Origin of the sequence: Enterobacter sp. WPR_3_1, from assembly GCF_003635055.1 — a bacterium.
GTDB lineage: Bacteria > Pseudomonadota > Gammaproteobacteria > Enterobacterales > Enterobacteriaceae > Enterobacter > Enterobacter ludwigii.
In genome coordinates, this window is record NZ_RBXU01000008.1 from 979,425 (window position 1) to 993,882 (window position 14,458).

Here is a 14,458-nt window from a genome sequence, read left to right on the forward strand (position 1 = left end):
ACCGAATATAACGGCACTCTTTTACTGTAGATAATTATGGCAATTTTGGGCGGGAAGACGCTGAAAATAGTACGAAAAAATAATGATTTTGCGGCGGGGGTTCAAAAGAAAAATTGTCGGCGCTTCCCGAAGGGAAACGGCCGACAATTTAAGCGGTTATCAGGCGACCGGGCGCGCGATAACGCTGCGGGTTTCCATGCGAACTTCAGCGATGTTTACGTCAATCACGTCTGTGACTTTGTAAACTGTTTCGCCTTTGATTTGCACAGTACCATTTTCCTGGCTGCAGACCAGTTCGTCACGGACGGCATGCAGGAACGGGGCAGGGATAAAGGCGACGGCACCGTTATCCACCAGGCGAACGCGCATACCGCCCCGGCTGATATCAATGATTTCTGCGGCGAAGCGAGTATCTGTACCCGCTTTATCCTGCAGGTAGCGTGCGTACAGCCAGTCTCCCACGTCACGTTCCGCCATACGGTTCAGGCGACGTCGTTCGGCCATCTGCAGGGTGGTGTCATTTTGCGGACGCGCAATGGACTCACCCTTAATGATCGCCTTCAGCAGACGGTGGTTGACCATGTCACCATACTTACGAATAGGTGACGTCCAGGTCGCGTAGGCTTCCAGGCCGAGGCCAAAGTGTGGACCCGGCTCGGTGCTGATTTCAGCAAAGGACTGGAAACGACGGATACGGCTGTCGAGGAAACCGGATGGCTGTGCATCCAGCTCGCGGCGCAGCTTACAGAAGCCCTGCAGCGTCAGCACTTCTTCAGGGTCAACGTGCACATCGTGGTTCTTCAGCAGGGCCGCCAGCGCTTCGGTATTGGCCGGATCAAAACCGGTGTGGACGTTGTAAATACCAAAGCCCAGCTTGTCACGCAGGACGCGAGCGGCACAAATGTTGGCAGAAATCATCGCTTCTTCAACAATGCGGTTCGCAATGCGACGCGGTTCGGCCACGATATTCAGCACTTCGCCTTTTTCACCCAGCACAAAGCGATAGTCCGGACGATCCTTAAAGACCAGCGCATGGGTTTTACGCCACTCGCCGCGGTTCAGACAAATGCGGTGCAGCAGGCGGATCTGTGCGGCAATCGCGTCTGATTCCGGTTTCCAGGTGCCGGTATTCTCAAGCCAGTCGGAAACATTGTCGTAGGCCAGCTTGGCTTTCGATTCGATGGTTGCGGCAAAAAATTCAATATCGTCTTCGATCGCGCCATCGGCGGCGATGGTCATGCGGCAGGCAAGGACCGGACGCACTTCATTTGGACGCAGTGAGCAGAGGTCATCTGACAGTTCGCGCGGCAACATGGGGATGTTGAAGCCCGGCAGGTAGTTAGTGAACGATCGGACTTTTGCCATATCGTCCAGCTTGCTGCCTTCAACGATCCAGGCGGTGGGATCGGCAATGGCGACGGTCAAATGCAATTTGCCATCAGCGCTCTCTTCCGCATACAGCGCATCATCCATATCTTCTGTGCTGGCGCTGTCGATAGTGACAAACTCCAGGGCAGTGAGGTCGCGACGCGTCAGGCCTTCGTCCTGCATTTCAGTCGCTACGCCGTCTGGCGCTTCTTTCTCAAGATTATGGCGTGCAAGCGTCACCCACCATGGCACGAAATGGTCGTCGCCAAAAGTGATGAACTGGGTCAGTTCAGCATAAAAGCCACGATCGCCTTTCAGAGGATGACGGCGCATTTCTGCTACGGCCCAGTCACCTTCTTTGAAATCATGCTCAACACCACGGGCGGCGCGGCAAGGAATGGCATCTTTCAGCAGGGGATGATCCGGCACGATAGAAAGACGATCGTCTTTTCGCTGGACCTTGCCCACGAAGCGGGTCAGGAACGGTTCGATCAGTTCTTCCGGCTCGGCGGACTCTCGTTCCTTTTCGGTATGAATGACGGCCGTAATGCGGTCGCCATGCATCACTTTCTTCATTTGCGGTGGCGGAATGAAGTAGCTTTTCTGCGCATCAACTTCAAGGAAGCCAAAGCCCTTTTCCGTGGCTTTTACGACCCCTTCTGCACGCGGCGTCTGGGAATGCAGTTGCTGTTTAAGCTGCGCTAGCAGCGGGTTGTCCTGAAACATAATGTTCTATTTTCGTAGCCATTGAGCGGCTGACAGTTTTACGCGATTCTCACTGTCACAGCAAGCGGTCTTTGGGTAATTAGTATGGTTATTCCCCTTTGCCAAACGCGACTTTCAGGCGTTCAAGCCAGCCATCCATCGCGCTCCGGGTGAGCAGTTTTATCGCCCGTACCGCAGGCAGTCCTTGTTCAGTGAGCGGGGTGAACTGTGCGGCACTGAAGCGGTCCGGAGAACGCGTCAACAAGTCGATTGCCGCCGAAAGCGCCGGCGAATCAAGAGAAATATCATCATGGCTGTTTACCAGGATCTCACCTGTCAGGTCGAGCAGGATGGGCTCATGGCTGAGTACCGGCGTCAGCGCTTCAAGGGCGGGTTCGGCCTGCCAGCGGGAAAGCGATTCAAGCTGATGCGCGCTGGCATAACGCAGTTCAACGACAGGTAAAAGCGCCACCCAGGACTCAGGAGCGGCTGGCAGCGTGTGCGGCTGAATATGATGGCCGGGCAGCCAGCGTACAGGATGCCCCAGCAGGGCCTGAAAGACGGCCACCACGCGTGCCTGAAAACCGATAAAGCCGATAATCTGATTAATAAGCACCATGTCGTAGGTTGTCAGGCCCACCTCATCAAGCTGCTGCTGTGCTTTATCATCGATGACATCAGGTGAGCTGGCGAGCTGACGGGCGTACTGGGTGATTTGTGCCAGGCGGCGGTTACTTTCGCGTGAGGAGTCAGGGCCGGGAAGCGGGGCGAGGAGGGCGGCATAGTGGTTACACAACCGTTGGACGCCACAGGCCTGCGCGACCGTTAATGCAGTACTCAATCTGTCGTAGGCGCTGAGCGTATGCAGCCGGTTAACGGAGATTGAGAGCGGAAACAACAGGTGGCATAAGGTTCTGGCAGGGGTGAGCCAGCCAGTACAGGCGGCGACAATCTCGTCAGGCAGGGCTAAATCGAGCAAAAAACGATCGTCGACGTTAGCGGCTTCGGGCACCAGAGGCAGAACATCCGTCTGCGCGTGGTTTGACTGGGTTTCGTGGTACCAGTGGCCTTTGCCGGAAAAACGGCGTTGTTCCATGGGCGTTCCTTGATCTCAAAATGGCGATCAATATCCTGGCGTAAGGCAGATGTGGGGAAAAATATTGTTAGGTGATAACAAATAGCTGAACGGAATAACGAAGGGGTCGGGCGGAGGAAGGAAAACTCTCTTCCCGTGAGGGAAGAGAGTCACAGCTTATTTAATTTCCAGCTCGTTCATTGCAGCGATGTTGAAGCCGCCGTCAACGTGAACCACTTCGCCGGAGATACCCGCGGAAAGGTCAGAGCACAGGAACGCTGCAGAGTTACCCACATCTTCAATGGTAACGGTACGACGAATCGGCGTAACCGCTTCGCAGTGCGCCAGCATTTTACGGAAATCTTTGATACCGGAAGCTGCCAGGGTACGGATTGGACCCGCGGAGATAGCGTTCACACGCACACCTTCTGGACCCATCGCGTTCGCCATGTAGCGGACGTTTGCTTCCAGAGACGCTTTAGCCAGACCCATAACGTTGTAGTTAGGGATAGCACGTTCTGCGCCCAGATAGGACAGGGTCAGCAGAGCTGCGCCTGGGTTCAGCATCGCACGGCAAGATTTAGCCATTGCCACGAAGCTGTAGGAGCTGATGTCGTGAGCGATTTTGAAGCCATCACGGGTTACCGCGTTCACGTAGTCGCCGTCCAGCTGATCGCCAGGAGCGAAGCCGATGGAGTGAACGAAACCGTCGAATTTCGGCCATGCTTTTGCCAGTTCAGCAAACATGCCATCGATGCTTTCGTCTTGTGCAACGTCGCATTCCAGAACAAGGCTGGAACCCAGCTGCGCGGCAAACTCTTCTACACGGCCTTTCAGCTTGTCGTTCTGGTAGGTGAACGCCAGCTCAGCGCCTTCGCGATGCATAGCCTGTGCGATGCCGTATGCGATGGACAGTTTGCTGGCAACGCCAGTTACCAGAATGCGCTTACCGGAAAGAAAACCCATAGATTTAATCCTTATATTCATTGCTTATTTTTTGCCTTGTAAATCATAGCATTACAGGCAACATTTCAAAGTCATTCGAAATTAGCTCGAAATTATATCCCACTCAGTGCCCCTTGTGTCACGCTATTTCTCGCTCAAAGCCCGTGACGTATGTCATGGAAGGGGGTGAGCGAACGCGTTATCACGCTGTTTCACAGGCATCCGTCCATTATATCACTGCGCGGCCGGTTCGCCTCATCCAACCAGAGGCGGGCGTTTTTGCGCAAAATGATCCGTTCAGTGGATTTTACGTATTACAATCCAGTTAGAGTCAAAACATGAAAGAAATCATTAACAAACACGTTATAGACTGGGTTGAAGATAATATTTTATCTCTGGAGCATATCGATCGGCTGGTCGTAAAAACGGGTTACAGCAGAAGGACGCTCGAAATCTGGTTTAAACACCAATTCCACCAGTCGCTGGGTGAGTATATGCTCAGGAGACGAATGAGCTATGCCGCGTCTTTATTAAGGATGACGTCGCTGCCGGTCACCGAAATCGCTCACATTTTTCAGTATCATAGTGGACAGGGTTTTGCCCGCGCGTTTAAGAAATTGACCGGGAAAACACCGTCTCAATATCGAAGCGATGAAATATGGGACTTCCAGTGTTACCATCCTTCACTGTTATTAGAAGGGCTCCGTAAACCTGACGTGAAGATATGTCGGCTGGCGCGGACGTTTTCCTATAACGATACCCTGACGGAATATGATCATATTTTTAATCCTGCGATACAGGATGTGACCAAAAGACTGAGAAAACTTTTGCTTGATCATCGTGGGGAGGTAAAAGAAATCGCCATCAGGGGACGGCGTCCAGAAGGCCTGGATAAAAGCCGGGAAAACATGGCTGAAGTCATAATTGATTATCTGTCACCGGATAATACGTCGCACCAAAAACAGGAATATCATTTTTCCGGTAAATATGCCGTTATGCGGTATGACGGTAGCTGGTGCGCCTACGGTAAGCTCAGCAAAAAGAACTATTTTTATAACCGCTATAGACACCAGAATCTCGCCGTTCCTGCCTCTCATGTGGCAGGCCAGACGGAGCTGGCAACGAGCCTTGCGCTTTCGGAATCGGTTTATCAGACGTTTCAGAACAATAAGCGGCTGTATGTAGACTTCAATAGCCACGGCGATGTGGTGAATGTCAGCACATGGCGCTAGCGTTGCCTCTGGCCTTGCCGGTAAGAGTGATCTCACTGGTGAGTAAAGCGCAGTAGGGAATATCCCGGTTCGGTACGACATCGACCGGGATAATCCACTTCAACAGACTGAGGTCGGTTAACTGAAGCATCTGAAAAGAGGGTGGCAAGCCTGACCGGTTTGCCCCTCGATGTTAAGCAGAGAATGGTGTAAATCGCTCTGCCGTTTCACGTCTTTTATTTATGCGGTATTAATGAACATGAATAACATTACGTTGGCTGAGAAAATGATCGTGCTGTCCGGTGCGCTGCTGTTTGCACTGATGATCGCGGTGAACTCCTTTTTTGTTAATGATAATCCAGGTTTCAGGGTACCCATGACAACCTATTTGATCGTCATGATTGCGCTATTTTTTCTGGATACCATTATCTCTATTTTTATCCAGATGCAGTATGCGTCTGACCGATCTCATTTATCCCTGTTAATCCTGAGCATGGCGTTTCTGAGCGGTCTCATCTATTTCATAGAAACGATTATCGTCATTCAGCTTCCTGAAGACGCAGGGTTAACCCATACGCTAAAAACTAACGATACGGCGGTATTTTATTTTTTCCGCCAGTTAAGTTTTATTTTTTTGCTGGGGCTTGCTGTATGGGTGGAGAAACACACGGCACGGCGACGGTTCACATTACGGAATAAGGTCTGGCTGGCGCTAATATCGTTAATCCCCCTGGTTATGTTCCCGGTGCTGGCCCATGCGTTGAGCAGTTACAATCCAACCTGGACATTAACGATAGCCGCGTATCGCCCCGATCAGTATCATCCTGTCTGGGATGTCCGCTACGTTAACGCTCTGATAGTTCTCTGGTCGGCCCTGGCCTGCTACATGACTTACGTGACACGCTTTTCATCTGGCGTCTGGAACAGCATCATCGTGGTGTGCCTTTCTGCGATCACCTATAACTTTTTCCTGCTCTTACTCGATACGTATAACCTGTCGCTCTGGTATATCAGCCGGGCGGTAGAAGTGTTCAGTAAACTATTCGTTATCTGTACCTTACTGTTACATGTCTTCAGCTTGCTGAGATTTTTTGGCGATCGGGTTAACCGCGATCCCCTTACGCAGATCTTCAACCGCAAGTATTTTTTTGAGGCACTTCAGCGGCTCCGCATGCTCAGAACAGAAAAGGGCACCAGCATTATGATGCTGGATATCGATAACTTTAAGACCATTAATGACACCTGGGGACATCCTGTGGGGGACCGCGTCATTCTGGCGGTCGTGGATATTATTAAAGACAGTATTCGTGATAACGACGTCTTTGCCAGACTGGGAGGTGAAGAGTTTGGCCTGCTGTTGCCCGACACGGACAGGAGTATGGCCGTAGCCGTCGCAGAACGTATTCGCAAGAATGTTGAGCAACGCACCGGGCAGGGTAACCTGTACGCGGTGCCTCTAACGGTAACGTTAAGTATTGGCGTGTGCTCAGCCATTCAGGAAAACGTCAACAGTAGCGATATCATTCGTGATGTGGATGAAGCACTGTATGAGGCCAAGCACGGTGGTAAAAACAGAACCGTGTGCAGACAGGCCGCAGGGTCGGTCTGATCCGGCGTTGCGCGCCTCCCGCGGTGTGATTTACGCGCAAGAAAAAACGGGGTTATAACACAGGGATGTAAATATCAAAGTTAACGCGCTCATCGCTGCAGGCGTTAAAACGCATTAAATGAATGCCATCGCGCAGCGTCAGGCGGTTCGTCACCATTGCCTTAACAAACGCAATTTTGTTATAGGCGCTATAACATTCCCAGCTGCCTTCAAAGGACATTTTTGCATATTTTCCGGTAAGTAAAAGTGTGTCTTTCTTTGTTGTTTTAGTGCTGTCTAAACAATATGAAATTAAGACTTCTACCAGATAGGAACGGCTTTTACCCAGACGTTCTGGTCGGCGCGGCACTATGGCAAGCTGTTGGATCCGATCGCGATTCTCAAGCAGGAGTTTTTTGATTTTTTTAGTGACATCGTGCACCGCTGTATCAAAAAGATGATCGTGCTCTATAATCTCATGGGTATACGGAAAAATCTCATTGAGTTCACAGAGTGTTATTTTGGGTGTTTGAAGATCGTCTAATAAAAATGAGGGCTGAAGGATATCAAAATCCCACTCTTTTGCATTTCTGTATTCAGAAGGGGTGAGTCCCGTCATCTTTTTAAAGGCTCTTGAAAACCCCTGGCTGCTTTGGTAGTGAAATAAATAAGCAATGTCCGTAACGGGAAGCGACGTCATTCTGAGCATGATGGCCGCAAGGCTCAGCCTTCTCCTTAGGATGTACTCACCTAAAGAGAGGTGATATTTCTCTTTAAACCATGTTTCGATGGTTCTTCTGCTATACCCGGTATCTTTAACCAGTTGATCAATATGTAAAATAGAAAAGTTATTTTCCTCTACCCAGGTGAGAATATATTTACTAATACTTTCTTTCAATCGATATCTACAGCGTGTGGCGTCATGACGTAATTAATAAATTGCCGGTGGGGCTTATGCCAAATACTCGCGTTATTGCGGTGGGATTCTGGCAATGACCTTAATTTCAAAATCAAAGCCCGCAAGCCAGTTTACCCCCACAGCCGTCCAGTTCGGATAAGGGGGGCGGGGGAACGCTAATTTTTTGGCTTCCATGATGGTTGAAAACTGATTTTCAGGATCGGTATGAAACGTCGTCACGTCGATCACATCATCAAACGTACATCCCGCGGCAGAAAGCGTAGCCTGGAGATTATCAAAAGCCAGTTGTACCTGAGCGCCGAAATCCGTTTCAGGTGTGCCGTCGCTGCGGCTTCCAACCTGGCCTGAGACAAATAACAGATCGCCAGAGCGAATGGCAGCAGAATAGCCATGTTCTTCATAGAGGGCATGACGATTAGCGGGAAATACAGGTTCACGTGGGTGCATGGCATTTCCTTTTCGATTGGGGGTATTGTTGAGATCACGCGGTCGTATTAACATACGTGGCGTATGTCAAAATCTAAACCACATACGCCACGTATGTCAAACGGAAAAACACAACGTAACCAAGGACGTCTTATGGCTGCAAAAAGCCGTGCCGAAACGGCCCAGGAAAATCGCGAAAAAATGATTCAGGCAGGGCGCAAAGCTTTTGCCGAGAAAGGCTATGCCGCAGCCTCCATGGATGAGTTGACCGCAAGCGTGGGGTTAACACGTGGAGCGCTATACCATAATTTCACTGACAAGAAAGGCTTGCTGGCTGCGGTGGTCGCCCAGATAGACAGCGAAATGGCACGAAAGGCGAAGGCAATTGCCGCCAGCGCCGAGAATGACTGGGAGCGACTACTGGCCGAAGGCGTCGCTTACATCAAAATGGCGCTCGATCCGGAAGTGCAGCGTATTGTACTGCGTGATGGTCCGGCTGTTCTGGGGGACCCGGCCCACTGGCCCAGCCAGAATAGCTGCCTGGAATCTACCCGTCAGACCATAGAAAAAATGATTGAATGCAAGGTCCTGAAAGACATGGATGCAAACGTCGCTGCGCAGCTGTTAAATGGCGCTGCGCTCAATGCTGCACTGTTGATAGCCGCCAGTGACGATCCGCAGAAGACGTTGCCACATGCGATTGAGGTGTTTGTCCTGCTTGCAAGCGGGTTACGCCATCAGTGAAAGGAAAGGGTTAACGCGCGCGAGCTGCTATTAAACCCTTAAAGGAATGGGTGTGCCGGGGGCATTTTTTCGGATAAGGGGCGTTAAAACGCCGCGAGGATTTCGCGTGTGATGAGCGTTGTTAATCCGCCCCTTGCACCAACGCGCTAGCGATCTTTTCTCCACGCGTCCGCAGTTAATGCTTCACCGAAATGGCCGGCAATCAATCGCTTAGTCAGTTCATGAAGCGGAGAGGCCATAACATCTGCGGTACTGCCACGTTCAACAACCTCACCCTGATGCATGACCATCACCTGGTCGCTGATGTGTTTCATCATCCCCAGATGTTGGGTCACGTAGATATACGAGATACCCTGTTTTTCCTGTAATTCGAGCATCAGGTTAATTAACTGCGACCGCATCGACATATCCAGCGAGGCGAGCGCTTCGTCGGCGATGATCACTTTCGGGCGCAATATCAGCGCACGCGCGAGCCCAAGACGCTGTTTCTGGCCGGGGGCGAGCATGTGCGGGTAATAGCTCTCGTGATCGGGCAGCAGCCCAACCATCCGCAGGGTTTCAAAAACGCGTTTGCGTCGCGCTTCTGGCTCGAGATCGGTATTCAGACGCAGCGGAAAATCGAGGATTTGCGAAATACGCTGACGCGGGTTGAGCGATGTCGACGGATCCTGGAAGATCATGCGGATACGCTGGCTGCGGAAAGAGTAATCACCGAATTCCAGCGGATGGTCATCTATCAGCACTTCGCCGCCGGAGGGTTCAACCATGCCTGCCAGCATCTTCGCAAGCGTGGATTTACCGGAACCGTTCTCACCGATGATCGCCAGCGTCTGTTTTTCGCGCAGGGTAAAGCTGAGCGGCTTCACGGCTTCAACGGTCTGACGATGGAACAGCCCGGTACGGTAGCGAAAGGTCTTACTCAGGTTACGGACTTCCAGTAAGGTTTCGACCATTTCACTCTCTCTCCATGTTCAGCGGGAAATGACAGGCATATAGATGATTTTTGGCCCCTGTCAGGCGTGGCGTCTCAATACATTTACGCTGCGCATACGGGCATCGCGGCCCCAGACGACAGCCAATCGGCAAGGACTCCAGCAGCGGGATAGCCCCGGGCAGGGTGTTCAGGCGACTCTTGTGTGGCATGGCGCTGCCAAAATCTGGAATGGCGCGGATCAGCGCCTGCGTATACGGATGATGCGGCGCGGTGATGAGGTCTTCACTCGGGGCGGTTTCGACCGTCTGCCCGCAGTACATCACATCAATCTTATCAGCCCATTTGCTGAGCATTTGCAGGTCGTGACTGATTAACAAAATGGTGGTGTTGTTGTTCTGGTTCAGACGCGTCAGCAGGCGGAAAATCTGCGCCTGCGTGGTCGGTTCCATCGCGTTGGTCGGTTCATCCGCAATCAGCAGACGCGGCTGATTGGCCAGCGCGATGGCAATCATCACTTTCTGACACTCACCGTCGGTCAGTTCGTACGGAAAACTGCGCATGGCATCTTTATGATCTTTGATCCCGACGCGGTGCAACAGCTCAATAGCACGACGCTTACGCCAGCCAAACCGCTGCCACCAGCGGCCTTTATAGGTCCACCCGGGAATGTTCTGCATCAGCTGTTTGCCCACGCGCTCGGACGGGTCAAGACAGGATTGCGGCTCCTGGAAAATCATTGATACGTTATGGCCGACCAGCTTGCGACGCTCGCGAGGAGAGAGGCGTTGCAGGTCGATATCATCAAAACGCATACGGTCAGCGGTGACGCGCCAGTTATCCTTCGCCACACCACAGATGGCTTTGGCGATCAGGCTTTTCCCTGAACCGGATTCACCCACCAGCCCGCGAATTTCACCCTCAGCAAGGGTGATACTGATGCGATCGACGGCTTTCACCCAGCCTTCACCGGTTTTGAACTCGATGGTCAGGTTGCGAATATCAAGAAGCGGCATTATTGCACCCCCGCATTAATTGCACGGCGAATACCATCGCCCAGCAGGTTGACAAGCAGCACACTCACCATAATGGCTGCGCCCGGTAACATGACTGTCCACGGCGCAACGTAGATAAGCTCGAGCGCGTCACCGAGCATCGCGCCCCATTCAGGCGACGGCAGCTGCGCGCCGAGATCGAGAAAACCAAGCGCCGCGATGTCCAGAATCGCCATCGACAGGGCGCGGGTGATCTCCGTGACCAGCCCGGCAGCGATGTTCGGCAGTACGGCAAACCAAAGGATGTTTAAGGTTGTTGCACCGTCCAGGCGAGCTGCGACGACATACTCTTTTTCCAGTTCGTCATGCACCATGCTGTATACCGAACGCACGATGCGAGGGAGGATCGCCAGCCAGACCGCGAACATGGCATGCGACAGGTGTGGCCCGACAAACGCCACCACAATAATGGCCAGCAGCAGGGACGGAATAGAGAGCAGGGTGTCGAGAATGTGGTTCAGTGCCGCCGAGCGCAGGCCATGCGTCGACCCGGCAAAGATGCCGAGCGCCAGACCGCAGATGGTGGCAGCAAACGTCACCACAAATGCACCGCCGACCGTCGGCGCCGCGCCGCTCAACAGGCGGCTCAATACGTCACGCCCGAGGTCGTCCGTACCGAGGAAGAAAGAGACTTCACCGTAGCGCGACCAGGATGGGGGCAGCAGTTGATAGCCAAGGAACTGCTGATCAATACCATAGGGCGCAAACCAGGAGCCAAAAACGCAGAGCAACACCAGCCCGGCGAAGCCATAAAGGCCAATCATTGCCGTGGTGTCACCATAGAATTTACGCCACACGGTACGCAGCGCACCGGGCGTGCGCTTTTCACTGTATACGTTATCGTAGGGCATACCATTCCTTATGCTTCAACGGGTTGGCCATAGCACCCAAAATATCGGAAATCACGTTAACAATAATCACCAGAGAGCCAATCACCATGACGCCCGCCGAAATGGCGGCGTAGTCCTGCTGGCGGATAGCATTGATCAACCATCGTCCCAGCCCCGGCCAGCTGAAGACCATTTCGGTAATCATCGCCAGAGTGAGCATGGTGGAAAACTGGAGCCCCAGTCGCGGGATAACAGGCGGCAGGGCGTTATGCAGCACATTACGGCGCAAGATAGTCAGGCGCGATAAGCCGCGCGTGGCGGCCGCTTTGACATAGTTCTGATCAAACACCTCGATGGTGCTCAGGCGCATCAGGCGGATCACTTCGGTTGTCGGTGCCACCGCCAGCGTCAGTACCGGCAGGACCATATGGCGTACGGCGCTGACGATCATCTCATGTCGCCAGGCTGAATCAGACAGCCAGGCGTCAACGATAGCAAACCCGGTCACCGTTTTTACCGTATACAACAGGTCAAAACGGCCAGAAACCGGCAGCCAGCCCAGGTTGAGGGAGAAGAAAAGCGTCAGCAGCAGCGCCAGCCAGAAGATCGGGATCGAGAAGCCGAGCAGGGCGAGGGCGCTGATAAATTTATCCTGCCATTTGTTGCGATAAATCCCTGCCAGCATCCCTACCGGAATACCAACCATTAAGGCAAAACCGAATGCCAGAATGCACAGCTCCATTGTCGCCGGGAAAACCTCTTTCAGCTGCTCGGAGATGAGCTGTCCGTTGATGCTTGAAACACCGAAATCCCAGTGCAGCAGACCGTTAAACCAGAAGAGCCACGCATCCCACAGCGACGACCCCTGAAGCGGGGCGTGCGGGGTGAAATAGCTCAGACTGAAACCAACAAAGGTCAGGAAAAAGAGCGTCACCAACAGCAGCAGAAGGCGGCGCAAGGTAAAAATGATCATGGTTTTTTCACCTCTTGTTCTTTTTCGCGAGACACGCCAGCGAAGGAGGCGTTGCCGAACGGACTCAACACCAGGCCTTTAATATCATAGCGATAGGCCTGCAGGCGCAGGGACGAGGCCAGCGGTAGCACGGGCAGCTCTTCGGCAAGGATCTTCTGCGCTTCATCATAGGCGTCTATGCGTGACGCCAGCTGTTGGGACGCCAGCGCTTTTTGCAGCACGCCGTCAAATTCCCGGTTGCACCAGTGGGCGTAGTTGGTCTGGGAGTTAATCGCCGCACAGCTCAGCAACGGACGGAAGAAGCTGTCCGGGTCATTACTGTCGGTCGCCCAGCCTGTCAGGGTTAAATCATGGTTCATATCCATCAGGCGCGCCTCCTGGAAACGACCCTCAACCGGCACGATGATCACTTTCACCCCCACCTGCGCCATATCTGCCTGCAACAGCTCGGCGGTCTTCAGCGGGCTTGGGTTCCAGGCCTGAGAGCTGGTCGGTACCCAGAGTTGCAGCGTCAGGTTTTCCGCCCCCAGCGCTTTCAGCTGTTCACGCGCTTTTGCCGGGTTGTATTCCGTAATTTTAGCTTCACTGTCATAGGCCCACGAGGCTCGCGGCAAAATAGAGGCGGCGGTTTCTGCCGTACCGTAATAGATCGACTGCATCAGACGCTGGTTGTTGATGGCCAGCGCCAGCGCATGGCGTACGGCAGGGTTGTTCAGTGGCGCCTTATCGGTATTAAACGCCAGATAGGCGATGTTCATGCCGGGGCGTAACGTCAGGCGCAAACGCGGATCGTCGCGCAAAATGGTGAGCTGGCTGGCAGCAGGCCACGCCAGCACGTCGCACTCCCCGGTCAGCAGTTTTGATAAACGTCCCGTCCCGCCAGAGCCAAGATCGACCACTACCTGTGGCATCAGCGGCGTGCCGCGCCAGAAATGCGCATGGCGCTGCAGGCGGATATATTGTCCGGAGCGATATTCGGCCAGCTGGAACGGACCGGTACCGACTGGCTGACGATCGATTAACTCCTGCCGATCGATTTTGCTCAGGTTCGCGGCGTATTCAGCAGACATGACGGACGCATAGTGGGTGGCCAGGTGCCAGAGGAAAGAGGCATCCGGGCGCTTCAGCGAAAACTCCACCGTGCGGTTATCCAGCTTGCGAACGCTTTTAACGGTATCGGCAAACTGCAGGCTGTCGAAGTAGGGGAAGTTGCTGCCGTTAACGTTATGCCACGGGTGATTACGGTTAAAGATACGCTGGAACGTAAAGACCACGTCATCCGCGTTCAGTTTGCGCGTTGGGGTAAACCATGGCGTGTGCTGAAATGCGACATCATCGCGCAGGTGGAAACGGTAGGTCGCGCCGTTATCCAGGACTTCCCAGCTTTCGGCAAGCTCTGGCACCAGACGGTAGGTATAGGGATCCACATCAAGCAGACGGTCATAGAGTTGCGCGGCAAGGGTATCCACAATCAGGCCGCTGCCCGCTTTTTGCGGGTTAAATGTATCAACCTGACCGCTTACGCAATAGACGAAGCCGCTGTCGCGAATATCAGGTTGCGTAGCGGGTTCGGGCGCAGCAAACGCCAGGCTGCTGAACAAACCAAGTGCAAAGAAGGACGATAAAACCAGACGCATAATTTTTAAGGTTTTTAGGTTCGATCTGCAAAGTGTATCGCACTTACGCCT

The 14,458-nt window shown here is 53.1% G+C and carries 13 protein-coding genes; 3 read left to right on the forward strand and 10 right to left on the reverse strand.

Going from position 1 to position 14,458, the window contains the following annotated elements; genetic code table 11:
- Nucleotides 1-159: 159 nt before the first annotated feature.
- The 3 genes from BJ887_RS06525 to fabI all read right to left on the reverse strand — a co-directional run bounded on the left by BJ887_RS06525 (nt 160) and on the right by fabI (nt 4,114).
- Nucleotides 160-2,094, reverse strand: a complete 1,935-nt coding sequence (locus BJ887_RS06525) for an exoribonuclease II (protein ID WP_020882446.1) — start codon at nt 2,092-2,094, stop codon at nt 160-162.
- Nucleotides 2,095-2,182: 88 nt separating this feature from the next.
- Complete coding sequence (locus BJ887_RS06530) at nt 2,183-3,169, reverse strand: CMD domain-containing protein (protein WP_014170359.1); 987 nt, start codon at nt 3,167-3,169, stop codon at nt 2,183-2,185.
- Between the two features lie 156 nt (nt 3,170-3,325).
- Nucleotides 3,326-4,114 carry an enoyl-ACP reductase FabI gene (gene fabI / locus BJ887_RS06535; RefSeq protein WP_020882447.1) on the reverse strand — a complete coding sequence of 263 codons (789 nt, stop codon included), beginning with the start codon at nt 4,112-4,114 and terminating at the stop codon, nt 3,326-3,328.
- Between the two features lie 317 nt (nt 4,115-4,431).
- Between fabI and BJ887_RS06540 the strand changes: the two genes are divergently transcribed.
- Both BJ887_RS06540 and BJ887_RS06545 read left to right on the forward strand, forming a co-directional pair.
- Nucleotides 4,432-5,325 (forward strand): helix-turn-helix domain-containing protein, encoded by an 894-nt coding sequence (locus BJ887_RS06540; protein ID WP_121339609.1) that lies wholly within the window; start codon nt 4,432-4,434, stop codon nt 5,323-5,325.
- Nucleotides 5,326-5,563: 238 nt separating this feature from the next.
- Complete coding sequence (locus BJ887_RS06545; RefSeq protein ID WP_047744895.1) at nt 5,564-6,913, forward strand: GGDEF domain-containing protein; 1,350 nt, start codon at nt 5,564-5,566, stop codon at nt 6,911-6,913.
- Nucleotides 6,914-6,965: 52 nt separating this feature from the next.
- Here BJ887_RS06545 and BJ887_RS06550 read toward each other — a convergent pair whose 3' ends face one another.
- Both BJ887_RS06550 and BJ887_RS06555 read right to left on the reverse strand, forming a co-directional pair.
- Complete coding sequence (locus BJ887_RS06550; RefSeq protein ID WP_047356764.1) at nt 6,966-7,790, reverse strand: helix-turn-helix domain-containing protein; 825 nt, start codon at nt 7,788-7,790, stop codon at nt 6,966-6,968.
- 72 nt (nt 7,791-7,862) lie between these two features.
- Nucleotides 7,863-8,258 (reverse strand): RidA family protein, encoded by a 396-nt coding sequence (locus BJ887_RS06555; RefSeq protein WP_020882451.1) that lies wholly within the window; start codon nt 8,256-8,258, stop codon nt 7,863-7,865.
- A 132-nt stretch (nt 8,259-8,390) separates the two neighbouring features.
- Here BJ887_RS06555 and BJ887_RS06560 point away from each other — a divergent pair, with 132 nt between their 5' ends.
- Nucleotides 8,391-8,981 (forward strand): TetR/AcrR family transcriptional regulator, encoded by a 591-nt coding sequence (locus BJ887_RS06560; protein WP_047356763.1) that lies wholly within the window; start codon nt 8,391-8,393, stop codon nt 8,979-8,981.
- 146 nt (nt 8,982-9,127) lie between these two features.
- Here the strand turns inward: BJ887_RS06560 and sapF are convergent, their stop codons facing one another.
- From sapF to sapA, 5 genes are read right to left on the reverse strand one after another with little or no spacing between them, the layout of a single operon-like run.
- On the reverse strand, nt 9,128-9,934 hold the full coding sequence (sapF, locus tag BJ887_RS06565) for a putrescine export ABC transporter ATP-binding protein SapF (RefSeq protein ID WP_014170351.1): 807 nt from the start codon (nt 9,932-9,934) through the stop codon (nt 9,128-9,130).
- Between the two features lies 1 nt (nt 9,935).
- The gene (gene sapD, locus BJ887_RS06570; RefSeq protein WP_014170350.1) at nt 9,936-10,928 is read right to left on the reverse strand and encodes a putrescine export ABC transporter ATP-binding protein SapD; all 993 of its coding nucleotides are present in this window, start codon (nt 10,926-10,928) and stop codon (nt 9,936-9,938) included.
- Complete coding sequence (gene sapC, locus BJ887_RS06575) at nt 10,928-11,818, reverse strand: putrescine export ABC transporter permease SapC (protein WP_014170349.1); 891 nt, start codon at nt 11,816-11,818, stop codon at nt 10,928-10,930. The genes sapD and sapC overlap by 1 nt, the downstream gene beginning before the upstream one ends.
- Nucleotides 11,805-12,770 carry a putrescine export ABC transporter permease SapB gene (sapB, locus tag BJ887_RS06580; protein WP_014170348.1) on the reverse strand — a complete coding sequence of 322 codons (966 nt, stop codon included), beginning with the start codon at nt 12,768-12,770 and terminating at the stop codon, nt 11,805-11,807. The genes sapC and sapB overlap by 14 nt, the downstream gene beginning before the upstream one ends.
- The gene (gene sapA / locus BJ887_RS06585; protein ID WP_121339611.1) at nt 12,767-14,407 is read right to left on the reverse strand and encodes an ABC transporter substrate-binding protein SapA; all 1,641 of its coding nucleotides are present in this window, start codon (nt 14,405-14,407) and stop codon (nt 12,767-12,769) included. Before sapA ends, sapB begins: the two co-directional genes overlap by 4 nt.
- Between the last annotated feature and the right edge of the window lie 51 nt (nt 14,408-14,458).